Genomic DNA, 22,692 nt, shown 5'->3' with positions numbered 1-22,692 from the left:
GAACGCGGAGGAGCGGAGTAAGGGGCCCTTAGGCTGGGCTTTGTGCCAAATACGAAGAAGGCCAACAAGACCCGGTCGAAGAAGGACAAGGGCAAGGAGCAGGACGAGAAGGGGCTCGACTTCCCCCGGGCCTGGGTGGAATTCCCCGACCCCGCCGATGACGAGCAGGTCTTCCGCTGCGACCTGACCTGGCTGACCTCCCGCTGGACCTGCATCTTCGGCAGTGGCTGCCAGGGGATCCAGGCCGGGCGGGCCGATGACGGCTGCTGCACCCTCGGGGCGCACTTCTCCGACGAGGACGACGAGAAGCGGGTCGCCGAGAACGTGGCGCGGCTCACACCCGAGCTGTGGCAGTTCCACGACGTCGGGAGCGAGTCCGGCTGGACGCAGCTCGACGACGACGGGGAGAAGCAGACCCGCCGCTGGGACGGGGCCTGCATCTTCCTGAACCGGCCCGGTTTCCCGGCCGGGGCGGGGTGCTCGCTGCACATCCTGGCCCTCAAGGGGGGCCAGGAGCCGCTGGAGACCAAGCCGGACGTGTGCTGGCAGCTGCCGATCCGCCGGACGTACGAGTGGATCGACCGCCCCGACGACACCCGGATCCTGCAGGTGTCGATCGGCGAGTACGACCGGCGCGGCTGGGGTCCGGGCGGTCACGACCTGCACTGGTGGTGCACGTCGGCGACCTCCGCGCACGGTGCCGGCGACCCGGTGTACGTCTCGTACCGGGCGGAGCTGACGGAGCTGATGGGCGAGCAGGGGTACGCGGAGCTGGTGAAGCTGTGCGAGGCGCGGCTGGCCTCGCTGCTGCCGATGGCGCCGCATCCCGCGGACCCGGTGCCCCCGGTGGACCGCGCCTGACGGTGTCAGGACCCGGAGGGGGCCGGTCCGGGGGAAACCGTTCCTCCTGAGGACGGCTCCGGGGCCGGGGGGTCCGTCGGCGTGGGCGTCGGGGTCGGTGTGGGGGTCGGCGTGGGCGTCGGCGTGGGGGTGGGCGTCGGGGTCGGGGTCGGTGTGGGCTCCGGCGGGTCCGGGGTGGGGGCCGGGCGGCCCCGGCCCTGGACGACGATCATCGCGCCGGCCGGGTCGACCCCGACGCGGGCGCTCCAGGCGCCGACGGGCTGGGCCCCGGCGTCCACGGTGATCCGCAGGATGACCGATTCTCCGGGGGCGAGCGTGCCCGCCGTCCGGCTCGCGCGCAGCCAGGGCGCGTCCGACCAGAGCCGCCAGTCGACGGGGCCGCCGCCGGAGGCCGTGAGGGTGAGCAGGGTGGTGGAGCCGCGGGTGGTGGCGGCGACCGTGAGCCGGCCGGGGGCGCCGGGGCCGTCCGCTCCGGGGGTGGCCGGCGCGCCGGTGCTGATCACCTCGACGGAGACGTCGGGGCCGGCGGCGCCGGGGGCGAAGCCGGGCTCGCCGGTGGTGTGCGCGGTGTTGCCGGCGTTCTCGTAGGCGGTCAGGGGGCGCCCCTCGGCCGCGTACGGGGGCGGGATCTGCGATTCGCCGGCGGCGATGCGGGTGCCGTCGGCGCCGACGGGTTCGCCGGTGACGGGGGCGCCCCGGTACGCCGCCCACAGGGCGAGTACGGGAGCGGCGACGACGGTGGCGACGACGGTGGTGGTCACGGCCCGCGCCCGGAGCCGGTCACGGCGGGCGGCGCGGTCCTTGGGGTCCATGGGGAAACCGGTCCGGTCGAAGCGCGGTCCGGGGCGCCCACCGCGGCGCCGGCCCGAGCGGAGCATCGCGGCGTGCACGGCGGGGCGGGGGGCCGGGACCAGCGGGAGCGCGGCGTGGACGCCGCCGGTGCCGGGCCAGGGCGCGCCGGCGCCCACGCGTTCGGCGGCGCGGCGGCAGCGCGGGCAGTCGTCGACGTGGCGGACGAGTTCGCCGCGCAGGGTGCTGGACAGCAGGACGTCGCCGAGGACGCCGTCGCCCTGGTCGCCGGTGAGGCGTGCCACGGCCGGGCAGTTGCCGCTCTCCACGACGGCGAGCGCGGCGCGGGTGCGCTCCACCTCGCACGCGGCGGCGGACAGCAGCTCGCGCGCGGCGGCGGCGGGGGTGCCGAGGACGGCGGCGAGTTCACCGACGCCGAGGCGGTGGCGGACGGCGAGTTCGAGGGCCTCGCGCTGCTCGGGGGTGGTGCCGGCCGCCTCGGGCCAGGCGAGCCGGGCCAGCTCGGTACGGCGGTGGGCGCTGACGTCGACCCCGGGGCGCTCCCCCGGAGCATGCCCGGCGTTCGTGTGCTCCGGCGCACGCCGGGCGGAATGCGCCCCCTGTCGTGCGCTCCGCCGCTCGGCCAGCCGGCTCAGGCAGCCCCAGCGGGCCAGGGCGTACAGCCAGGCGCGGCGGCCGCCCTCGTCGGGACACCGGCCGGGATGGCGTTCGGCGACGGCGAGGACGTCACCGAGCACCTCGGTGGCGGTGTCGTGGTCACAGAGGACGGAGAGGCAGTAGGTGAACAGTCCGTCCAGGTAGGGCTCGTGCCGGGAGGACGGGGGCTGTTCGTCCGGGGGCGCCGGGCGGACGGGGTCCACCGGGTCCGCCGGGGCCGCCGAGCGCGTGCGCCCGTGCGCCCGGTGTGCGCCGGTGCGCGATGCGGGGTCTCCCTGGTGGCTGCTGTTCACTCGGCGACCGTAGGCGGCGCGCCGGTGACGCCCCGGAAGCCTTCAGCAGTTTTAGCCCTTACGGGTGAACAGATCGGTACCCCGCTGACAGCGCCCCTGACGCCCGCACGGCCGGGGCTGTCGGTGGCTGCGGTTACCGTGGGCCGCATGGCTGCTGCCCGTACCTCCCGCTCGTCCGCCAAGGACCGGCCGTCCTACCGTTGCTCCGAGTGCGGCTGGACGACCGCGAAATGGCTCGGCCGCTGCCCCGAATGCCAGGCGTGGGGCACCGTCGAGGAGATGGGCGGGGCGCCCGCCGTACGGACCACCGCGGCCGGCCGCGTCTCCGCACCCGCCCTGCCCATCGCCCAGGTCGACGGCCGCACCGCGACCGCGCGCAGCACCGGCGTCGACGAACTGGACCGCGTCCTGGGCGGCGGGCTGGTCCCGGGCGCCGTCGTCCTCCTCGCCGGCGAGCCCGGCGTCGGCAAGTCGACCCTGCTGCTCGACGTCGCGGCGAAGGCGGCCACCGGCGACCACCGCACCCTCTACGTCACGGGCGAGGAGTCCGCGAGCCAGGTCCGGCTGCGCGCCGACCGGATCAACGCCCTCAACGACCACCTCTTCCTCGCCGCCGAGACCGACCTGTCCGCCGTGCTGGGCCACCTCGACGCGGTGAAGCCCTCCCTGCTGGTCCTGGACTCCGTACAGACCATCGCCTCCCCCGAGATCGACGGCGCGCCCGGCGGCATGGCCCAGGTCCGGGAGGTGGCCGGCGCGCTGATCCGCGCGTCCAAGGACCGGGGCATGGCCACCCTCCTGGTCGGCCACGTCACCAAGGACGGGGCGATCGCCGGTCCCCGCCTGCTGGAGCACCTCGTGGACGTGGTCCTCAGCTTCGAGGGCGACCGGCACGCGCGGCTGCGCCTCGTACGCGGCGTGAAGAACCGCTACGGCGCCACCGACGAGGTCGGCTGCTTCGAGCTCCACGACGAGGGCATCACCGGGCTCGCCGACCCCAGCGGGCTGTTCCTGACCCGGCGGGCGGAGGCGGTGCCGGGCACCTGCCTGACCGTGACCCTGGAGGGCAAGCGCCCGCTGGTCGCCGAGGTGCAGGCGCTCACCGTCGACTCGCAGATCCCCTCCCCGCGCCGGACCACCTCCGGCCTGGAGACCTCGCGCGTCTCGATGATGCTGGCGGTGCTGGAGCAGCGCGGGCGGATCACCGCGCTCGGCAAGCGGGACATCTACAGCGCGACCGTGGGCGGCGTGAAGCTCACCGAACCGGCCGCCGACCTCGCGATCGCGCTCGCGCTGGCCTCGGCCGCCAGTGACGTGCCGCTGCCGAAGAACCTCGTCGCCATCGGGGAGGTCGGACTCGCCGGTGAGGTGAGGCGGGTGACGGGTGTGCAGCGGCGGCTGTCCGAGGCGCACCGGCTGGGCTTCACGCACGCGTTGGTACCGGCGGATCCGGGGAAGGTTCCGGCGGGAATGAAGGTGACCGAGGTCGCGGACGTGGGCGACGCGCTGCGGGTCCTGCCGCGCGGCCGCTCCCGTACCCCGGCGAAGGAGCGCGCAGCGGAATAACAGCCTCCGCACGCGGGCCGGCCCGGACCTCCCGCGGGCCGTCCCGGGCCAGGTCAGGGGACCCCCGCGGGCCTCCGTGCGGACCCCCGTCGCAGCGATGCTCGCCAAGGCACGGCGGGCGCACAGCCCGCGCCGGTAGACTTTGTGCTGGTCCGCCCGGCTGTACGCAGGCGGCGCAACCCGCGACCGGAGGAGTGCAGTGGCAGCCAAGGACGGGGCATCAGCACCCGGGAAGTCCGGCGCGAGCTCCAAGCACGACGCGCTGATGCGCGCCTCGCTGAGCGCCGTCGCGCCTGGTCAGCCCCTGCGCGACGGCCTGGAGCGGATCGTCCGCGGCAACACGGGCGGGCTCATCGTCCTCGGCATGGACAAGAACGTCGAGGCGATGTGCACGGGCGGCTTCGTCCTGGACGTGGAGTTCACCGCGACCCGGCTGCGCGAGCTGTGCAAGCTCGACGGCGCGCTCATCCTCGACAAGGACATCACCAAGATCCTGCGGGCCGGCGTACAGCTGGTGCCCGACGCGTCGATCCCGACGGAGGAGACCGGCACCCGGCACCGCACCGCGGACCGGGTCTCGAAGCAGTGCGGCTTCCCGGTGGTCTCCGTGTCCCAGTCGATGCGGCTGATCGCCCTGTACGTGGACGGGGAGCGGCGGGTCCTGGAGGAGTCAGGGGCGATCCTGTCCCGGGCGAACCAGGCGCTGGCCACCCTGGAGCGGTACAAGCTGCGGCTCGACGAGGTCGCGGGGACGCTGTCGGCGCTGGAGATCGAGGACCTGGTCACCGTCCGCGACGTGACGGCGGTCGCCCAGCGGCTGGAAATGGTCCGCCGGATCGCGACGGAAATCGCCGAGTACGTGCTCGAACTGGGCACGGACGGACGACTGCTGTCGCTCCAGCTGGACGAACTGACCGTCGGCATCGAGCAGGAGCGGGAGCTGGTGATCCGGGACTACGTTCCGGAGCCGACGGCGAAGCGTTCCCGCACGGTGGAGGAGGCGCTGCCGGCGCTGGACGCGCTGACGCATCCGGAACTGCTGGAACTGGCGATCGTGGCCAAGGCCCTGGGGTACACCGGCTCGCCGGAGACCCTCGACTCGGCGGTGTCGCCGCGCGGGTACCGGCTGCTGGCGAAGGTGCCGAGGCTGCCGGGGGCGATCATCGAGCGGCTGGTCGAACACTTCGGCGGGCTGCAGAAGCTGCTGGCGGCGTCGGTGGACGACCTCCAGACGGTGGACGGCGTCGGCGAGGCCCGTGCGCGCAGCGTCCGCGAGGGCCTGTCCCGCCTGGCGGAGTCGTCGATCCTGGAACGCTACGTCTGACCCACCCCTGGGGTTCCGCCCCGCCGGCGTGCGAGGCGCGGACGCCGAGCGCCGTCCGGGCGCAGCCCGGGAAACGGACGCGGGCTGCGGAGCGCCGTGCGGGCGCAGCCCGGGGAACGGTGGAAGGGCGGGTAGGGGACCGCTCCGCGCAGCGGCGCCCACCCGCAGGCCGCCGGCGGGCAGCGGCCCCGCCCGGCGGCCGACGGACGGAGTCCGGCGCAGCGGGCCGAAGCCCGGAAGGCGCCCCGGCGCCGACCGGCGCGAGGGCCGCGTCAAGAAGGGGAGGGCCGCGTCAAGAAGGGTCAGTCCTGCTTCAGGACGAAGGAGGTGCGGGCCACCGGGAGGCCCGGGGACTTCACCTCGACCACGTACGTGTCGGGCGCCGGGCTGCCCGCCGGAGGCGTCTGGCACTGGTCCGGCGCGCTCGGCTTGCGGTCCCACTCCACCGCCTGCTTCGTCTCACCCTGCGCCGGCAGCCGGAAGAACGCGTTCGCCGCGTTCGCCGGGCAGTCCGCGGAGGACCAGACGGCCTTGGCGCCCTGCGTCTGGAAGATCGTCACGACGGCCTGCTTCGGACCGAGTCCGAACTTGCAGGTGCTGCCGGAGATGTTGCGGACGAGGAGTTCGAGGCGCGGCTTCTCGTTCGTCTCGTACTCGTTCTTCACGCTCTTGACCTCCCACTGCAGCGCGCTCGCCGGGCACGTCGGGAGCGGGGAGTCCGCCGGCACCTGCGCCGGGGAGCCGCCGGCCGCGGAGCCGGAGCCGGAGCCGCCGGAACCCGAAGCGGAACCGGAGCCGGAGCCCGAACCGCCGCCGGGCTCACCGTTCTTGCCGCCGCCGCCCGAAGCCGAACCCGAGCCGGCGCCCGAGCCGCCGCGTCCGCCCGGCGCCTGACTGATCGCCGGCCCGGAGCCCGAGGGGCCGGGGGTGATCGTGCGCACGGGTCCGGAGCCGTCGCCACCGCCCTTGCCGTTCGTACTCGACGTACCCCCGCCGGAACTGACGGTCCATACGGCGAGCAGCGCCAAGAGCGCCGCGACGGACGCCAGCACAGCCCTCCGTCGCCAGTAAATGGAGGAGGGGAGCGGCCCGACCGGATTGCGCAGAGATCCCACGGACCGAACCTTACGAGAACTCGTCCCGCGATCAGCGTCCCCCATGCCGCACATCCGGCAGGTTTTGCCGATGATCATCCTGCGGGCGTACACCGGACCGACCGGAACCGGCCAAGGTACTGACACGACCGGAACAAGAGTTTGAGTACCGTCGGTGACCATGGACAGCTCTGCCCTCTACCGCGACATCACCGACTTCGCCCACTCCACGCCCTCCTGGGTGCGGTGGGCGTTCGAAGTCTGGACCGAATTCGGACTGCTGCTCTTCGGTCTGCTCTTCATAGCCGTCTGGTGGCGTGCGCGCGGGCACGGCGATCCCCGGGCGGTGGCGCTCGCCGTCCTCGCCCCGCTGGCCACCGCGCTCGTCTACGTCGCCTCCGAGCTGGTGAAGTCCACCGTGAACGAGGAACGGCCCTGCCGGGCGGTGGCCGGGGCGGCCGCCTCGCTCGTCCCGTGCCCGCCGTACGGGGACTGGTCCTTCCCCAGCAACCACTCCGCCATCGCGGGCGCGGCCGCCGTCGCCCTCGCGCTGGCCGTGCCCCGCCTCGCCCTGCTGACCGTGCCCGTCGCGCTGCTGATGGCGTTCTCCCGGGTCTTCGTCGGGGTGCACTACCCGCACGACGTGGCGATGGGCCTGCTGCTGGGGGCCTCGCTGGCCACCCTCGCCGTGCTGGCGTTCACGAACCCGCTGGCCCGGGTGACGGCCGCGGTCCGCGCGAGCGGCACCCCCGTCGCCGTCTGGTTCACCGGGCCGGGCCGGGCGGGGTAGGACCGAAACGTGCCAGGATGCGGTCTGCCATGACTGCATCTGCCTCATCCCCCGCGTCCCCCGCCGGTCCTCCGCGCGCCCACGCGCTGCACTCCCCCGTCATCGCGTGGTTCGACGAACACGCCCGCGACCTGCCCTGGCGCCGCCCCGAGGCCGGCCCCTGGGGGGTCATGGTCAGCGAGTTCATGCTGCAGCAGACCCCCGTCGTCCGGGTCCTGCCGGTCTACGAGCAGTGGCTCGCCCGATGGCCCCGGCCCGCCGCCCTGGCCGCCGAGGCGCCGGGCGAGGCCGTACGGGCCTGGGGGCGGCTCGGCTACCCGCGCCGGGCCCTGCGCCTGCACGGCGCGGCCGTCGCGATAACGGAACGCCACGGCGGCGACGTACCGAGCGACCACGCCCAGCTGCTGTCGCTGCCGGGGATCGGCGAGTACACGGCCGCCGCCGTGGCCTCCTTCGCGTACGGGCAGCGGCACGCGGTGCTGGACACCAACGTGCGCCGGGTCTTCGCCCGCACGTCGAGCGGGGTCGAGTACCCGCCGAACGCCACGACGGCCGCCGAGCGGCGCCTGGCCCGGGAACTGCTGCCGGACGACGAGGCCACGGCGGCCCGCTGGGCCGCGGCGTCGATGGAGCTGGGCGCACTGGTGTGCACGGCCAAGAGCCCGGACTGCGCGCGCTGCCCGGTGGCGGGCCTGTGCGCGTGGCGCCTGGCCGGGAAGCCCGCGCACGAGGGACCGCCGCGGCGCGGGCAGACGTACGCCGGGACCGACCGGCAGGTGCGCGGGAAGCTGCTGGCCGTACTGCGCGAAGCGGTCGGTCCGGTTCCGCAGTCGGTGCTCGACACCGTCTGGAACGAACCGGTGCAGCGGGCGCGCGCGCTGGACGGGCTGGTGTCCGACGGGCTGGTGGAACCGCTCGCGCACCGCATGTACCGGCTGCCGCAGAGCTGACCGACGAAATCCGAACGCCCCTGGCAGCCGGCCGGAGCGCGGCTCGAAGTTGACTCGACGATTCCGCTTCGGGCCGCGAAACCCCAGCTCACGGGCGCTGTTACACAACCTACGGGTGTCCGTGCGCCCACCGAAGGCTGACCCGCACAGTGCCGTGACAACCCGTCCGTAACTTCGGATCCACAAGCCAGCGCATGAGCGGTTGGTCGGAACGGAGGCGGTCTGAGATGGCGCACGGCGAGGTACTCGAATTCGAGGAGTACGTCCGCACCCGGCAGGACGCCCTGCTGCGCAGTGCCCGGCGCCTGGTCCCGGACCCGACCGACGCCCAGGACCTCCTCCAGACCGCCCTCGTGCGCACCTACGGCCGCTGGGAGGGCATCGCCGACAAGTCGCTGGCCGACGCCTACCTCCGCCGCGTCATGATCAACACCCGTACCGAGTGGTGGCGGGCCCGCAAGCTCGACGAGGTCCCCACCGAGCAGCTCCCGGACGCCTCCGTCGAGGACGGCTCCGACCAGCGCGCCGACCGCGCCCTGCTGATGGACATCCTCAAGGTGCTCGCGCCCAAGCAGCGCAGTGTGGTGGTGCTGCGACACTGGGAGCAGATGAGCACCGAGGAAACGGCCGCGGCGCTCGGTATGTCGGCGGGAACCGTGAAGAGCACCCTGCACCGCGCACTGGCCCGGCTCCGTCAGGAGCTGGAGAGCCGGGACCTGGACATGCGTGCGCTCGAACGCGGTGACCACACCATCCGTGACGAGGGGCGGGAGCGGTGCGCGGCCTGACTGGCCAAGACCCGAGCGGTAGAGGCTCTCTGGTACTGATGTCGGCGGGGACGGTCGTCCTCGTCGGCACAGTGCTGTTCGCGGCCGGCTGCTCCACCGGCGGCACGGGCCTCAGGGACGGCGGCCCCGCCCACACCGAGACCGTGTCCCGGAGCAACCAGCCGACGAGCGACGGGGCCAGCGAACCGGCCTCCGCGGACCACTCCCCCGCCGCCTCCACCGGAACGGCCAAGCGGGTCGACCCGGTGGCCCTGCTCAAGGCGGACCCGAAGGTGAGCGCCGCGGTCAAGCGCGACCTCAAGCCCTGCACGGGCCAGCAGTACCCGATCGACGTCAGCTACGGGAAGGTCACCGGGAACACCGTCGTCGACATCGTCGTCAACGTGCTGTCCTGCGCCGATGCGATGGGCCGCGGCTCGTACGTGTACCGGGCCGACGGGGGGAAGTACGAGAATGTCTTCTCGGACGAGCAGCCGCCCGTCTACGCGGAGATCGACCGCGGTGAGCTGGTGCTCAACAAACCGGTCTACGGGAAGAACGACACGCTCGCCTACCCGTCGGGCGAGGACGTGATCACGTACCGCTGGAACGGGGAACGGTTCACCGAACAGGACCGGGTGCACACGGACTACAGCAATGTGGTCGACGGCGGGAGCCCTCCCGCCCCGGCCGTATCGCCGAAGAGCTGATGAGGTGAGGGTGGGCATGGCCGAGACCCATGTGCTGTTCGTGGAGGACGACGACGTCATCCGCGAGGCCACGACGCTGGCACTGGAACGCGACGGCTTCGTGGTCACCGCCATGCCCGACGGACTGTCCGGACTGGAGTCCTTCCGCGCCCACCGCCCGGACATCGCCCTCCTCGACGTGATGGTGCCCGGGATGGACGGCGTGAGCCTGTGCCGCCGCATCCGCGACGAGTCCACCGTCCCCGTGATCATGCTGTCGGCCCGCGCCGACTCCATCGACGTGGTCCTGGGCCTGGAGGCGGGCGCGGACGACTACGTCACCAAGCCCTTCGACGGCTCCGTCCTCGTCGCCCGGATCCGCGCCGTGCTGCGCCGCTTCGGCCACGCCGGCGGCCCGCAGAACGGCGCCTCGAACGGCGACGGGGCCGACGGCTCCGGTGAGCGCGGGGTGCTGTCCTTCGGCGACCTGGAGGTCGACACCGAGGGCATGGAGGTCCGCAGGGCGGGCGCCTCCGTGGCGCTGACGCCGACCGAGATGCGGCTGCTGCTGGAATTCTCCTCCGCGCCCGGTACCGTCCTGTCGCGCGACCGGCTCCTGGAACGGGTCTGGGACTACGACTGGGGCGGGGACACCCGCGTCGTGGACGTCCACGTCCAGCGGCTGCGCACCAAGATCGGGCAGGACCGGATCGAGACGGTCCGGGGCTTCGGATACAAGCTCAAGGCATGAGGAACACGAGGGTCATGAGGGACGCGACCGCATGAGGACCATGAGGACCGCGACCGCATGAGGCGCTTCACCCTGCGCACGGGGATCCGCTGGAAGATCACGCTCGCCATCGCCGCCGTCGGCGCGCTCACCGCGCTGGCGCTCAGCCTGGTGGTGCACAGCGCTGCCCGCGTGTCGATGCTGGAGAGCGCCCGCGAGGCCGAGCTGGAGCGGGTGCAGTTCATCGCCCGCACCGACGCCGGCCGCAAGCCCATCTGGGGCGCCAAGCTCAACGATCCCGAGCTGCCCGCGGAACTGCGCGAGAAGGCCCGGTCGGGGCGCCGCGGCACCTACGTCCAGGAGTCCCGCAAGGGGCCCGTGGTGTGGGCGGCCGTACCGCTCGGCAACGGGCAGGTGCTCTCCCTGAGCCACCGGTTCCAGGAGAGCGCCAACATGGTGCGCGACCTGGACCGGGCCCTGGTCGTCGGCTCCCTCGCCGTGGTGATCGGCGGATCGGCCCTCGGCGTGCTCATCGGCGGCCAGATCTCCAGCCGGCTGCGCAAGGCCGCGGCCGCCGCGCAGCGGGTGGCGCACGGCGATCCGGACGTACGGGTGCGGGACGCGGTGGGCGGTGTCGTACGGGACGAGACGGACGATCTCGCACGGGCCGTGGACGCCATGGCGGACGCCCTCCAGCAGCGTCTGGAGGCCGAACGGCGGGTGACCGCGGACATCGCGCACGAGCTGCGGACCCCGGTGACGGGCCTGCTCACGGCCGCGGAGCTGCTGCCCCCGGGCCGCCCGACGGAGCTGGTGCTCGACCGGGCGCGGGCGATGCGGGCCCTGGTCGAGGACGTGCTGGAGGTGGCCCGGCTGGACAGCGCGTCCGAGCGGGCCGAGCTCCAGGACGTGGCGCTGGGCGAGTTCGTCAGCCGGCGGGTGTCCACGCTGATGCCGGAGGCCTCGGTACGGGTCGTGGCGGACGAGATCGTCAGCACCGACCCGCGGCGTCTGGAGCGGATCCTCGGGAACCTGCTGGCCAACGCCGCGCGCTACGGGAGGCCGCCGATCCAGGTCGACATCGAGGGCCGGGTCGTGCGCGTACGCGACCACGGGCCCGGATTCCCCGAGGCGCTGCTGCTGGAGGGGCCGAGCCGCTTCCGGACCGGGTCGACGGACCGGGCGGGTGTCGGGCACGGGCTGGGGCTGACCATCGCCGAGGGCCAGGCCCGGGTACTGGGGGCCCGGCTGACGTTCCGCAACGTGGCGGGCCCCGGCGAGGCGACGGGCGAGGGCTCCGCGGCGGGGGCGGTGGCGGTGCTGTGGCTGCCGGAGCACGCGCCGACGGCGACGGGGAGCTTCCCGATCATCCAGCTGCCGGGCTGACGCGGCCGTTCGCCCGCGCACCGCGATGTTTTAGCATCCGTGCCATGACTGACGGTACGGATCGCCCGCACGGCCCCCAGCCCGACCCCGCCCCCGGGAGCGGCGGCGGCTACGGATACCCGCCGGGACGGATATCCGGCGGGTACGGCTATCCGCAGCCCCCGGAGCCCGCCCCCGGCGCCGCCTCGAACCCCTACCTGCCCGAGCCCGTACCGGGCGGGCCGGCCGGCGGCCAGGGCGGCTTCGGCCCGCCGCAGGCGCAGCCCCCGCTCGCCGCCGAACCGCCCGCGCCCGAGCCCTTCAGTGCAGCCGCACAGCCGGACTGGCAGGCGATGGCCGACCGCACGGAGGCGCAGCGGCGCAAGCGCAGGCTGCTGACCATCGGCATCGGCACCCTGGTGGTAGCCCTGGTGGCCGGCGGCGCGGCCTTCTTCGTACTGGACGGATCGGACGACCCGGGCAAGGAGCCCGTGACGGCCTCCTCCGGCTCCCCCAGCGCCTCGGGCCCGGCGGAGTCCGCCGACCCCAAGACCCCCGAGGACGACTCCCCGACCGTTCCTGGCGAGCCGAACCTGCTGCGCGACCGCAGCGGCAGGATGGGCATCGCCCTCGGCCCGGGCGCCTCGCTGGGCGAGCTGGCCAAGCGGACCGAGGTCAGGTTCAAGGGGGCGGCGGACTCGTACGCGCAGGGCGCCGAGGCGGCCGTGGACGTCTCGAAGAGCTTCACCGTCTCCACGCGCGCCTACAACGTGGCCGAGACCGGTTCGCGGATGGCGGTCAGCCAGGGCGACGGGGACTCGTACGCCTTCGAGCTGGGCTTCGAGGTCGTCAACGGCAAGAAGGCCTGGGTGTTCCGGGTGCAGACCGGGGACAAGGGCCAGGCGGCGACGGCCCAGCAGGTGGTCGTGGACAACGTCGACACGACGCGGAACTGGGCCCTGCTGACGGGGACGTACGACGCGGAGAAGAAGACCATCGCGCTGTGGGTCGACGACAAGCAGGCCGGTCAGGCCCAGGTGTCCGGCATCTGGGCCGGTCCCGGCCCGCTGCAGCTGGGCCGGGCCCGCCACCACGGGATCTGGAGCGCCGCCTGGGACGGCCCGCTGGACCACATCCGGATCTTCGACCGGGCGCTGGGGCAGGAACAGATCACGGGCCTGAAGAACAACAAGCTCGACAAGAAGACCAAGCCGACGCACTCGTGGCTGATCTGATCCCGCCGGGGCCCGCGGGGACCCCGCGGGGCCCGGAGGCGTCTCAGACGCTGACGCCGACGGTACGCAGGAAGGCGACCGGGTTGACGGCCGAGCCGTAGTTCGGGGTGGTGCGGATCTCGAAGTGGAGGTGCGGGCCGCTGGAGTTGCCGGTGTTGCCGGACAGCGCGATCTGCTGCTTCACGGAGACCTTCTGGCCGATCTTGACCTGGATCTTCGAGAGGTGCGCGTACTGCGAGTACGTGTTGTTCGCGTGCTTGATCACGATGGCGTTGCCGTACGCGGGGCCGTCGCCGCCGCCGTTCGGGCCGGCCTTCACGACGGTGCCGGCGGCCGCGGCCTTGACCGGGGTGCCGACGGGGACGGCGAAGTCCTGGCCGGAGTGCTTGTGCGACCACATGGTGCCGCCCTTGCCGAAGGTCGCGGACAGCGTGTAGCTCTTCACGGGCTTGTCCCACAGGCCCTTCGCGGCGGCGGCCTGGGCCTGCGCCTGCGCCTGGACGGAGATCTGCTCGGCGACGGCGGGGAGGGCGGCGGGGGCCTCTGCTGCGAAGGCGGCGGTCGTGCCGGCCCCGATGGCCAGGGCCGCACCGAGACCGGTGGCGGCGAGGGCGATACGGGTACGACGGGTGCTGACGCGCTTCGCGAACATGTGGAGACCTCCGGGGCCGGGGACAGGGCGTGTATCGGGCAAGAAAGGACCCGGCGCTGCGACCGTGGGCCGTGGCTGCCGGGCTTGCCCAACCTTGGTAACCCGGGCCTCCCGGCTTCCCCAAACACCGCTTTTACTACCCGGGCTCGTAGGAGCGGCCGGTCTTCCGGACCTGTTGACGGGCTCCCTACTGCGGCGGAGTAGGGACAAAACGGGCGGCGAAATCTACGAGTCGTTCTAGTAGGTCCGATTTGCCCTGTGCGGCTTGTCACCGACGGCGGAGGCCCCAAGTGGCCTGCATCACCGCCGTATCGGCGGCCCCGAGGGCCCACCCCGGGCAGGGGGCGCGGGCCGCCCCCGGCCCGGAGCACACGGGTCCGGCCCCGGACGGACCCAGGAGTCCGGCCGCCACCCCTGCACGCCGCCGAAGACGGGATCGTCGGCGTCCCGCTCGCGCGTGCCGGGCCCGCACGGGCCGTGCGGGGTGCGGGGCCCTTGGCCCGCCCCACGGGGCCTCACGGCGGCCCAAGGGGCCCGAACGGCCCGTGCGGGGGCCGAGGGGCCCGGCCGGGCGGCACAGGAACAGGCGGCGCGGGCCCGAACAGGCCCGGGAGCCGGATCCGGAACACCGGGTACGCGGTCACGGAGCCGCGGGCGGCCTCGCGGGGGCCGCCGGCCTGACGGGACCACCCCCGGGCCCGTCCGGGCAGGGCCCGGGGCCGGAGCGGGGCCCGGCCCGTAGTCGCCCCGCGGCAGCCCCGGCGGGCCGGGCACGGCGAAGGGGCGCCCCCGGGAGGTGATCCCGGGGGCGCCCCTGCGTACTACTGCCCGCCGTCGGCGCTTACGCGCCCTTGGACAGGTCCGGGCCGGAGCCCGTGGCCTCGATCGGGGGGAGGTCGGGCAGCGCCGACTTCTCCTCGCCGCGGAAGGTGAACTTGGCTTCCTCGCCCTCACCCTCCACGCCGACGACCACGATGTGACCGGGGCGCAGCTCGCCGAAGAGGATCTTCTCCGACAGCAGGTCCTCGATCTCGCGCTGGATGGTCCGGCGCAGCGGGCGCGCACCCATGATCGGGTCGTAGCCGCGCTTGGCCAGCAGCAGCTTCGCCTCACCGCTGAGCTCGATGCCCATGTCGCGGTCGCGGAGACGCTCGTCCACCTTGGCGATCATCAGGTCGACGATCTGGATGATGTCTTCCTCGCTGAGCTGGTGGAAGACGACCGTGTCGTCGACGCGGTTCAGGAACTCGGGCCGGAAGTGCTGCTTGAGCTCTTCGTTGACCTTCGCCTTCATCCGGTCGTAACCGGTCTTGACGTCGCCCTGGGCGGCGAAGCCCAGGTTGAAGCCCTTGGAGATGTCCCGCGTACCCAGGTTGGTCGTCATGATGATGACCGTGTTCTTGAAGTCCACGACCCGGCCCTGGGAGTCGGTCAGGCGACCGTCCTCCAGGATCTGGAGAAGGGAATTGAAGATATCCGGGTGCGCCTTCTCGACCTCGTCGAAGAGGACGACGGAGAACGGCTTCCGGCGGACCTTCTCGGTCAGCTGGCCGCCCTCTTCGTAGCCCACGTAGCCGGGGGGCGAACCGAAGAGGCGGGAAACCGTGTGCTTCTCGCTGAACTCCGACATGTCGAGGGAGATCAGCGCGTCCTCGTCACCGAAGAGGAATTCGGCGAGCGTCTTGGACAGCTCGGTCTTACCGACACCGGACGGACCGGCGAAGATGAACGAGCCACCGGGACGCTTCGGGTCCTTCAGACCCGCACGGGTGCGGCGGATGGCCTGGGAGAGCGCCCTGATGGCGTCCTTCTGGCCGATGACGCGCTTGTGGAGCTCGTCTTCCATGCGCAGGAGGCGGGAGGACTCCTCCTCCGTGAGCTTGAAGACGGGAATGCCGGTCGCGGTCGCGAGGACCTCGGCGATGAGCTCGCCGTCGACCTCGGCGACGACGTCCATGTCGCCGGCCTTCCATTCCTTCTCGCGCTTGGCCTTCGCGGCGAGCAGCTGCTTCTCCGAATCACGGAGGGAAGCCGCCTTCTCGAAGTCCTGGGAGTCGATGGCCGACTCCTTGTCGCGGCGCACGGCCGCGATCTTCTCGTCGAACTCGCGGAGGTCCGGCGGCGCGGTCATCCGGCGGATGCGCATTCGGGAGCCGGCCTCGTCGATCAGGTCGATCGCCTTGTCCGGCAGGAAGCGGTCCGAGATGTACCGGTCCGCCAGCGTCGCCGCCTGGACGAGGGCCTCGTCCGTGATGGAGACGCGGTGGTGGGCCTCGTAGCGGTCGCGCAGGCCCTTGAGGATCTCGATCGTGTGGGGGAGGGAAGGCTCCGCCACCTGGATCGGCTGGAAGCGGCGCTCCAGGGCCGCGTCCTTCTCAAGGTGCTTGCGGTACTCGTCCAGCGTCGTGGCACCGATGGTCTGGAGCTCACCACGGGCCAGCATGGGCTTCAGGATGCTCGCGGCGTCGATCGCGCCCTCGGCGGCACCCGCACCCACGAGGGTGTGGAGCTCGTCGATGAACAGGATGATGTCGCCGCGGGTGCGGATCTCCTTGAGGACCTTCTTCAGGCGCTCCTCGAAGTCACCGCGGTAGCGGGAACCGGCGACCAGGGCACCCAGGTCCAGGGTGTAGAGGTGCTTGTCCTTGAGGGTCTCGGGCACCTCGCCCTTGACGATCGCCTGGGCCAGGCCCTCGACGACGGCGGTCTTGCCGACGCCGGGCTCGCCGATGAGGACCGGGTTGTTCTTGGTCCGGCGGGACAGCACCTGCATGACCCGCTCGATCTCCTTCTCGCGCCCGATGACCGGGTCGAGCTTGGATTCGCGGGCAGCCTGGGTGAGGTTGCGGCCGAACTGGTCGAGGACCAGCGAGGTCGAGGGGGTGCCCTCGGCCGGGCCACCCGCGGTGGCCGACTCCTTGCCGCCCCCGGTGTAGCCGGAGAGCAGCTGGATGACCTGCTGCCGGACCCTGTTCAGATCGGCGCCCAGCTTCACGAGGACCTGGGCGGCGACGCCCTCGCCCTCGCGGATCAGGCCGAGCAGGATGTGCTCGGTGCCGATGTAGTTGTGGCCGAGCTGGAGGGCCTCTCGGAGCGAAAGCTCCAGGACCTTCTTCGCCCGCGGGGTGAAGGGGATGTGGCCGGACGGGGCCTGCTGCCCCTGACCGATGATCTCCTCAACCTGCTGGCGAACAGCCTCGAGCGAAATCCCGAGGCTCTCCAGGGCCTTAGCGGCGACACCCTCACCCTCGTGGATCAAGCCCAGGAGGATGTGCTCGGTGCCGATGTAGTTGTGGTTGAGCATCCGGGCTTCTTCCTGAGCCAGGACGACAACCCGCCGCGCGCGGTCGGTGAACCTCTCGAACATCGTTTATCGCTCCTCAGAGCGGTCGGGCAGTTCGGGGTCGGTCCCCGCCCTGTCCTTCCGCATGCTAGTCCCGCGGGACGGGACAGCTCATTCCAACTGCCGACATCCGTCCACGGCTCACCCCCACGTCGGTGAGGAAAACCGGCTGTAAGAGCCGACTACTGCTCCAACCCGATGGTGCGAGACGATGTTCCCGCAGGCCAGGCAGATACCCGTCACACGTGTACGCCGATGGCGAACGGGAGCCGCTCAAATCAGCGTGTCGCCCCGATCCACTAGGAATGTCTTACCCGTAAGGACTGACACTCCATGCCCCCGGGCACACTTCCCTCCGCTACGGGCGAACACGCTTGTGTCCCGAATGTGGGACTCCGCCCGGCAGACCTTTACGCTCCGCACCGGATCGCATGCAGTCCGTAACCCCGCGGCGCGGGGCGGAGTTGCTCCGGTCATGCCCCTCACCGCCGCGAGCGCCGTCCCCTCGCCCCGCGTCCCGCCCGAGGAGGGCATCCGCTCCTGGTACGAGCGGGTGCTCGGCTGGGCCGTCGTCGGCGGGCCGCCCGGCCGGCTGGTCACCGGGACCCGGTTCGACGTGTTGGAGGTGCCGGCCGACGCCGGTGCCGCCCTGCTGCGCCGGCCGGTCGCCACCGGCCCGGTGGCGCTGGCCGGGGGCCGGATGGGCTTCCTGGTGGCCCCGGGGGCCGCGGAGGAGCTCGACGGGCTCCTCGACTGGCTGGAGTGGGGCGGGGTGGCGCTGGAGCTCACCGCCCTGGGCGCCGGGGACGGGATCGCCGCCCCCGTGCCGCCGGGGCGGAACGGGAGGGAAAGCCCTCGGGGGGCCGCCGTCTGGCTGCGGCCCCCCGAGCTGGGGTGCGAGGCGTCACTGCCTGCCCTGCCCGGTCCGGGGCAGGGCCACCGTCCCGGACAGCGGGCCTGCGGGCCCGACCTCGTACGCCTGGTGGCCGCCGCGGCGACGGAATGTCACCGGGCACGGCTGCGAAGGCGTACGCCTCAGCCCTTGGCCTTTTCGTAGGCCTCGCGGATGTCGGCGGGAACACGGCCGCGGTCGTTCACGTTGTAGCCGTTCACCTTGGCCCACGCGCGAATCTCGGCGGTGTCGGGATTGCCGGCCGACGCAGCGGCGCGACCACCCTTGGCACGGCCCGCGGAGACGCGTCCGCCGGTACGGCGGCCGCCCTTGGTGTACGGGTCGAGCAGCCCGCGGAGCTTTTCAGCGTTGGCGGTGGTGAGGTCGATCTCGTAGGTCTTGCCATCCAGAGCGAACGTCACGGTCTCGTCCGCCTCGCCACCGTCGAGGTCGTCGACAAGAAGGACCTGAACCTTCTGTGCCACCGGATTTCCTTTCATCGAAAATGCAGTACGCGGAAAGGAAACCGCTTTTGCCTGGAAAACACAAACCCCCGGCGAGAGGTTCAGGGCCGCAACAAGGCGGGAAACGTACGCGATTCGGACATAGGCCTCAGGCCTGCTGCGGCCCGGAAAAGCGGCCTCGATCGATCAGAGGTGCAGAAGCATCCGGCTGTTGCCCAAGGTGTTCGGCTTCACTCGTTCGAGACCGAGGAACTCCGCGACTCCCTCGTCATAGGAACGCAGGAGCTCCATGTAGACATCGGTCTCCACCGGGGTCTCGCCGATCTCGACGAAGCCGTGCTTCGCGAAGAAGTCCACTTCGAAGGTCAGGCAGAATACCCGGCTGACCCCGACCAGGCGGGCGGTCTCCAACAACTTGGCGAGCACCCGATGTCCGACGCCGGCGCCCAAGAGGTCCCGGTCGACGGCGAGAGTGCGGACTTCGGCGAGGTCTTCCCACATGACGTGGAGAGCCCCGCAGCCGACGACCTGGCCGTCCCGGTCGCGTTCCGCGACCCAGAACTCCTGGATGTCCTCGTAAAGGACGACGGGCGCTTTGTCGAGGAGGATCCGCTGCTGCACGTACTGGTCGAGCAGGCGGCGCAGCGCCGGAACATCACGGGTGCGCGCGCGGCGGATGGTCACTGTTTTCGCGTCTGCGGTGGAAAGCTCTCCCATACCCGGACGCTATCGCCCCGGGGCGGTCGGCTGCTCGCCGGAGTCCCCTTCGGCTTCGGCGGGGCCGGCGTCGGGGGCGGGAGCGGCCTCGGCTTCGTCGTGCTGGACGATCCGGATGGCGTCGCGGAGGGCTTCCCGCTGTTCCTGGGACATCATCCCGAAGAAGGCCACGAGGGCGGCCGCGGGGCTGTCACTGGTCGACCACGCTTCGTTCATCAGTGCGGCCGAGTAGGCGGCGCGGGTGGAGACCGCCGTATATCGATAGGCGCGGCCTTCGGCTTCCCGGCGGACCCAGCCCTTCTGATGGAGATTGTCCATAACGGTCATGACCGTGGTGTACGCGATGGACCGTTCCTGCTGGAGGTCTTCCAGGACTTCCCGAACGGTGACCGGGCGGTTCCACTGCCACACCCGTGTCATCACAGCGTCTTCGAGTTCTCCCAAGGGGCGAGGCACAACAGCACGATAGTGCGGCTTGGGATGAATTGCCCGACTATTCGGGCGGCAACGCGCGGCCAATACCCGGGCGGGTCCACCCGGGCGACGGCATCGGCGCGGTGGCTACTTCCGCGGCTGGCGGGTGGCTTCGGCGCGGGCGAGCACGGCGTCGACGGCCGCGTCCTCCTTGGCCTTGTTGGCGCCGCCCTGGCTCTTCACGATCGTCTTCACGAGCAGGATGAAGAACGTGGCCATCACGATGGGGGGCACGAGCGCGGAGACGTAGTCCATGCCCCCCAGCGTAGCTACCCCACGGCGAGGCCGGCCGCCGGGGGCGGGGTGGGCTTGCGGCGTGGCGGGAAGACCTCGCCCGGGGTCGGGACGGGCCTTGCCGGGCGCTCGGGGTGCTCGGGCCCCGGGGGCTCCTCGGGCGAGGGCGAGGGGGCGGGCCGCGGTCGCTCCGGCTCCGGCTTCGCGCCGGAGTCCGCCGCGCGGGGCTCCCCGCGGCCTCCGGCCAGGGCCAGCAGGCGGGTGCGGGGCGCGGGGGCGGTGCGGAGCCTGCGGCGCACGGAGCGCTCGGCGACGCCCTGGGCGCGCTCCAGGACGGCGGCGGCGACCGGGTTGGCCCGCAGGGCGCGCAGGGCGGCGAGGTCGTCGGGCCCGGGCTCGTACCCGGCGGCCAGGGCGTCCTGGAGCAGCTCCAGATAGCCGCAGAGGCTGCCGGGCAGGGCGTCCCGGTAGCGGGCGAGATCGTCGAGCAGGAACGCTCTGAGCCGGCCCGCCTCCAGGACCGCTTCGTCCACCGACGCGGCGAGGCGCAGGCAGTCCTGGACCGCGGAGGGCGTCAGGGGGGCCGTGGAGGGCTGGAGGGCGTGGGCGAGGAGGCGCCTGAGCACGTGCAGCTCGGCGGCGCTGAACGCCATGCCGCCGCGGGATCCGTAGGGCGTGGGCATGGGCCGAAGATACGCGCTAATCGGACAAAATCCCCTGATGGTGCGGGATCGCGGCGCGGCGGGGACCGCGCCGCCCCGTTCAGCCGGTCCGCTTCACCGAGCGGACGAAATCGGCCCAGGCGGCGTGGGTGGTCGCCATCACCAGGTGCGCGGGGTCGGCCCGGTCGGCCACCCGGACGAGCGTGCCGGGGGCGGCCGCCACGTAGACGCAGGCGTCTCCCTCGCCGCAGTAGGACGACTTCCGCCAGTCGGGCCGGGCGTTAGCGGTCATGGTGTCTCCTCCGCCGTGAACGGGGTCGCGGCCTTGTGGACCGCGGTCTCTCCAGCGCGACGCTATCTCCGCCGGAGGCGTACTCCAGCCATTTCCGTGAAAAATCGCGCGGAAATCACGGGCGGATCTCAGTCCACGGGGAAGGCGTACGCGATCTCGTAGCGGGAGTCGGGGATGACGAGGTCGGCGGTCTCCACCGGGCGGCCGTCGATGTCGATGTACGTGCGCTCGACCTGGGTGATCAGCGAACCGAGGCTGATCCCGAGGAGGTTGGCCTGGTTCTGGTCGGCGCGGGAGGGCCGCGGGACCTCCACCACGGAGGCCACGGTGATGCCGATGGACCGCATCCGCGCCACGACCCCGGCGCCGCGCATCTCGCCCTCCTCGGGCAGCACGATCGGGGTACCCGAGGTGATCTCCAACGGCTCCCAGGACTCGGAGAGTTCGGCGGGGCTGCCGTCGGCCATGAACTCGTAGCGGGTCATCACGCAGGGGGCGCCGGGGGCGATGGCCAGGCGGGCGGCGATGCGTTCGGGCGCCGGGGCCTGCGGGACGGTCCGGGAGTCCCAGGAGGCGGCGATGCCGTGTGCGGCGGCCTCGGAGCGGAAGGTGTTGCCGGCGCCGGGCACGCGGCGGCGGGTGCGGAGCATCCGCATGCGCCGGCGCGGGGTGCGCACGTAGGTGCCGGAGCCCGCCCGGCCTTCGAGGAAGCCCTCGATGATCAGCTGCTCCATCGCCCGCTGGGTGACGCTCTGCCCGACCGCGTATTCGTCCGCGAAGCGGGCGCGGGAGGGGAGTTTGTCACCGACCGCCCACTCGCCCGCCTCTATGCGGGCCCGGAGCGAGTCGACCACCTGCAAGTACGGTGAAACACGGGGCATTTGGGCCGTCCTGTGCCGTCTCGGCGGTGCCGCCTGCGGAGGGAGTGCGTCCGACGCCGACAAGCTAACCGATCAGGTTGAAGCTGAGGATTCGGCCTGACGGTGCGTGCCTCCGCCCGTGCGGGCGGAGGCCGCAGCCGTCACTCGAAGTTCGGCGCGTTGCGCTCGTAGACCAGCCGCAGGCCGATCAGCGTCAGCCACGGCTCGTGGTCGTCGATCACCGACGCCTCGCCGAGGACGATCGGCGCCAGTCCGCCGGTGGCGATGACACGTACGTCCGCCGGGTCTCCCGCGGGGCCGGCGAGCTCCTTGGCCATGCGCGTGACGATCCCGTCGACCTGACCCGCGAAACCGTAGACCACGCCCGACTGCATCGCCTCGACCGTGGACTTGCCGATGACGTTGCGCGGCCGGGCCAGCTCGATCTTGCGGAGCTGGGCGCCGCGCACGCCGAGCGCCTCCATCGAGATCTCGATGCCCGGGGAGATCACCCCGCCGACGTACTCGCCCTTCGCGGAGACCGCGTCGAAGGTGGTCGCCGTGCCGAAGTCGACGACGATGGCCGGTCCCCCGTACAGCTCGACGGCGGCCACCGCGTTGATGATGCGGTCCGCGCCGACCTCCTTCGGGTTGTCCATCAGGATCGGCACGCCCGTCTTGACGCCGGGCTCGACCAGCACCGCCGGGACGTCGCCGTAGTAACGGCGGGTGACCTCGCGCAGCTCGTGCAGGACCGACGGCACCGTGGCGCAGATCGCGATGCCGTGGATCCCGTCGCCGAGCTCGTTGCCGAGCATCGGGTGCATTCCCATCAGGCCCTGCATCAGGACGGCCAGCTCGTCGGCCGTCCTTCGCGGGTCGGTCGAGACGCGCCAGTGCTCGACGATCTCGTCGCCGTCGAACAGGCCCAGGACCGTGTGGGTGTTGCCCACGTCGATGGTGAGCAGCAC

23 protein-coding genes are annotated in these 22,692 nt (G+C 72.4%); 11 read left to right on the top strand and 12 right to left on the bottom strand.

Annotated elements, in window-relative coordinates; all coding sequences use genetic code 11:
* Positions 1-42: 42 nt before the first annotated feature.
* Positions 43-861: a hypothetical protein gene (locus ACEPPI_RS15910; protein WP_373915872.1), complete on the top strand. Its 819-nt coding sequence runs from the start codon at positions 43-45 to the stop codon at positions 859-861.
* Between the two features lie 5 nt (positions 862-866).
* Here ACEPPI_RS15910 and ACEPPI_RS15905 read toward each other — a convergent pair whose 3' ends face one another.
* On the bottom strand, positions 867-2,621 hold the full coding sequence (locus ACEPPI_RS15905) for a hypothetical protein (protein WP_373915871.1): 1,755 nt from the start codon (positions 2,619-2,621) through the stop codon (positions 867-869).
* A 147-nt stretch (positions 2,622-2,768) separates the two neighbouring features.
* Here ACEPPI_RS15905 and radA point away from each other — a divergent pair, with 147 nt between their 5' ends.
* Together radA and disA are read left to right on the top strand one after the other, a co-directional pair.
* The gene (gene radA / locus ACEPPI_RS15900; RefSeq protein WP_373915870.1) at positions 2,769-4,187 is read left to right on the top strand and encodes a DNA repair protein RadA; all 1,419 of its coding nucleotides are present in this window, start codon (positions 2,769-2,771) and stop codon (positions 4,185-4,187) included.
* Between the two features lie 199 nt (positions 4,188-4,386).
* Positions 4,387-5,511 carry a DNA integrity scanning diadenylate cyclase DisA gene (gene disA, locus ACEPPI_RS15895; RefSeq protein WP_373915869.1) on the top strand — a complete coding sequence of 375 codons (1,125 nt, stop codon included), beginning with the start codon at positions 4,387-4,389 and terminating at the stop codon, positions 5,509-5,511.
* Between the two features lie 302 nt (positions 5,512-5,813).
* Here the strand turns inward: disA and ACEPPI_RS15890 are convergent, their stop codons facing one another.
* Entirely contained in the window at positions 5,814-6,563 is a 750-nt protein-coding gene (locus ACEPPI_RS15890) for a hypothetical protein (RefSeq protein ID WP_373915868.1), read from the bottom strand.
* A gap of 223 nt (positions 6,564-6,786) precedes the next feature.
* Here ACEPPI_RS15890 and ACEPPI_RS15885 point away from each other — a divergent pair, with 223 nt between their 5' ends.
* The 7 genes from ACEPPI_RS15885 to ACEPPI_RS15855 all read left to right on the top strand — a co-directional run bounded on the left by ACEPPI_RS15885 (position 6,787) and on the right by ACEPPI_RS15855 (position 13,131).
* Complete coding sequence (locus ACEPPI_RS15885) at positions 6,787-7,395, top strand: phosphatase PAP2 family protein (protein WP_373915867.1); 609 nt, start codon at positions 6,787-6,789, stop codon at positions 7,393-7,395.
* Positions 7,396-7,424: 29 nt separating this feature from the next.
* Positions 7,425-8,345, top strand: coding sequence for an A/G-specific adenine glycosylase (locus ACEPPI_RS15880; protein ID WP_373915866.1), 921 nt, complete (start codon positions 7,425-7,427; stop codon positions 8,343-8,345).
* Positions 8,346-8,572: 227 nt separating this feature from the next.
* A complete protein-coding gene (locus ACEPPI_RS15875) occupies positions 8,573-9,133 on the top strand; it encodes a SigE family RNA polymerase sigma factor (protein ID WP_030236813.1) in 561 nt (186 codons plus the stop codon).
* Positions 9,134-9,171: 38 nt separating this feature from the next.
* On the top strand, positions 9,172-9,822 hold the full coding sequence (locus tag ACEPPI_RS15870) for a hypothetical protein (protein ID WP_373915865.1): 651 nt from the start codon (positions 9,172-9,174) through the stop codon (positions 9,820-9,822).
* 16 nt (positions 9,823-9,838) lie between these two features.
* Positions 9,839-10,552 (top strand): two-component system response regulator CseB, encoded by a 714-nt coding sequence (cseB, locus tag ACEPPI_RS15865; protein ID WP_373915864.1) that lies wholly within the window; start codon positions 9,839-9,841, stop codon positions 10,550-10,552.
* A 57-nt stretch (positions 10,553-10,609) separates the two neighbouring features.
* Positions 10,610-11,917, top strand: a complete 1,308-nt coding sequence (gene cseC / locus ACEPPI_RS15860; RefSeq protein WP_373915863.1) for a two-component system sensor histidine kinase CseC — start codon at positions 10,610-10,612, stop codon at positions 11,915-11,917.
* Between the two features lie 44 nt (positions 11,918-11,961).
* The gene (locus tag ACEPPI_RS15855; protein WP_373915862.1) at positions 11,962-13,131 is read left to right on the top strand and encodes a LamG-like jellyroll fold domain-containing protein; all 1,170 of its coding nucleotides are present in this window, start codon (positions 11,962-11,964) and stop codon (positions 13,129-13,131) included.
* 43 nt (positions 13,132-13,174) lie between these two features.
* Here the strand turns inward: ACEPPI_RS15855 and ACEPPI_RS15850 are convergent, their stop codons facing one another.
* Positions 13,175-13,783: a M23 family metallopeptidase gene (locus ACEPPI_RS15850; protein WP_373915861.1), complete on the bottom strand. Its 609-nt coding sequence runs from the start codon at positions 13,781-13,783 to the stop codon at positions 13,175-13,177.
* A gap of 841 nt (positions 13,784-14,624) precedes the next feature.
* A complete protein-coding gene (locus ACEPPI_RS15845; RefSeq protein ID WP_373915859.1) occupies positions 14,625-17,150 on the bottom strand; it encodes an ATP-dependent Clp protease ATP-binding subunit in 2,526 nt (841 codons plus the stop codon).
* A 451-nt stretch (positions 17,151-17,601) separates the two neighbouring features.
* Here ACEPPI_RS15845 and ACEPPI_RS15840 point away from each other — a divergent pair, with 451 nt between their 5' ends.
* Positions 17,602-18,183, top strand: coding sequence for an SCO3374 family protein (locus ACEPPI_RS15840; RefSeq protein WP_373915858.1), 582 nt, complete (start codon positions 17,602-17,604; stop codon positions 18,181-18,183).
* Here ACEPPI_RS15840 and ACEPPI_RS15835 read toward each other — a convergent pair.
* The 8 genes from ACEPPI_RS15835 to ACEPPI_RS15800 all read right to left on the bottom strand — a co-directional run bounded on the left by ACEPPI_RS15835 (position 18,162) and on the right by ACEPPI_RS15800 (position 22,692).
* Entirely contained in the window at positions 18,162-18,503 is a 342-nt protein-coding gene (locus ACEPPI_RS15835) for an Lsr2 family protein (protein WP_373915857.1), read from the bottom strand. The two genes, ACEPPI_RS15840 and ACEPPI_RS15835, sit on opposite strands and share 22 nt — an antisense overlap.
* Positions 18,504-18,668: 165 nt before the next feature.
* A complete protein-coding gene (locus ACEPPI_RS15830; protein WP_373915856.1) occupies positions 18,669-19,199 on the bottom strand; it encodes an amino-acid N-acetyltransferase in 531 nt (176 codons plus the stop codon).
* A gap of 9 nt (positions 19,200-19,208) precedes the next feature.
* Positions 19,209-19,655, bottom strand: coding sequence for a BlaI/MecI/CopY family transcriptional regulator (locus tag ACEPPI_RS15825; protein ID WP_373915855.1), 447 nt, complete (start codon positions 19,653-19,655; stop codon positions 19,209-19,211).
* A 105-nt stretch (positions 19,656-19,760) separates the two neighbouring features.
* Positions 19,761-19,928 (bottom strand): hypothetical protein, encoded by a 168-nt coding sequence (locus tag ACEPPI_RS15820; RefSeq protein ID WP_356218486.1) that lies wholly within the window; start codon positions 19,926-19,928, stop codon positions 19,761-19,763.
* 14 nt (positions 19,929-19,942) lie between these two features.
* Entirely contained in the window at positions 19,943-20,590 is a 648-nt protein-coding gene (locus ACEPPI_RS15815; protein WP_373915854.1) for a hypothetical protein, read from the bottom strand.
* A 79-nt stretch (positions 20,591-20,669) separates the two neighbouring features.
* Positions 20,670-20,861: a DUF397 domain-containing protein gene (locus tag ACEPPI_RS15810; protein ID WP_030236862.1), complete on the bottom strand. Its 192-nt coding sequence runs from the start codon at positions 20,859-20,861 to the stop codon at positions 20,670-20,672.
* Between the two features lie 128 nt (positions 20,862-20,989).
* Entirely contained in the window at positions 20,990-21,742 is a 753-nt protein-coding gene (locus ACEPPI_RS15805) for a GntR family transcriptional regulator (RefSeq protein WP_373915853.1), read from the bottom strand.
* 140 nt (positions 21,743-21,882) lie between these two features.
* A complete protein-coding gene (locus ACEPPI_RS15800; RefSeq protein WP_266839828.1) occupies positions 21,883-22,692 on the bottom strand; it encodes a type III pantothenate kinase in 810 nt (269 codons plus the stop codon).

It is taken from the genome of Streptomyces sp. AB3(2024), from assembly GCF_041862025.1.
Taxonomy (GTDB): domain Bacteria; phylum Actinomycetota; class Actinomycetes; order Streptomycetales; family Streptomycetaceae; genus Streptomyces.
This window is presented reverse-complemented; position numbering and strand designations above follow the sequence as displayed.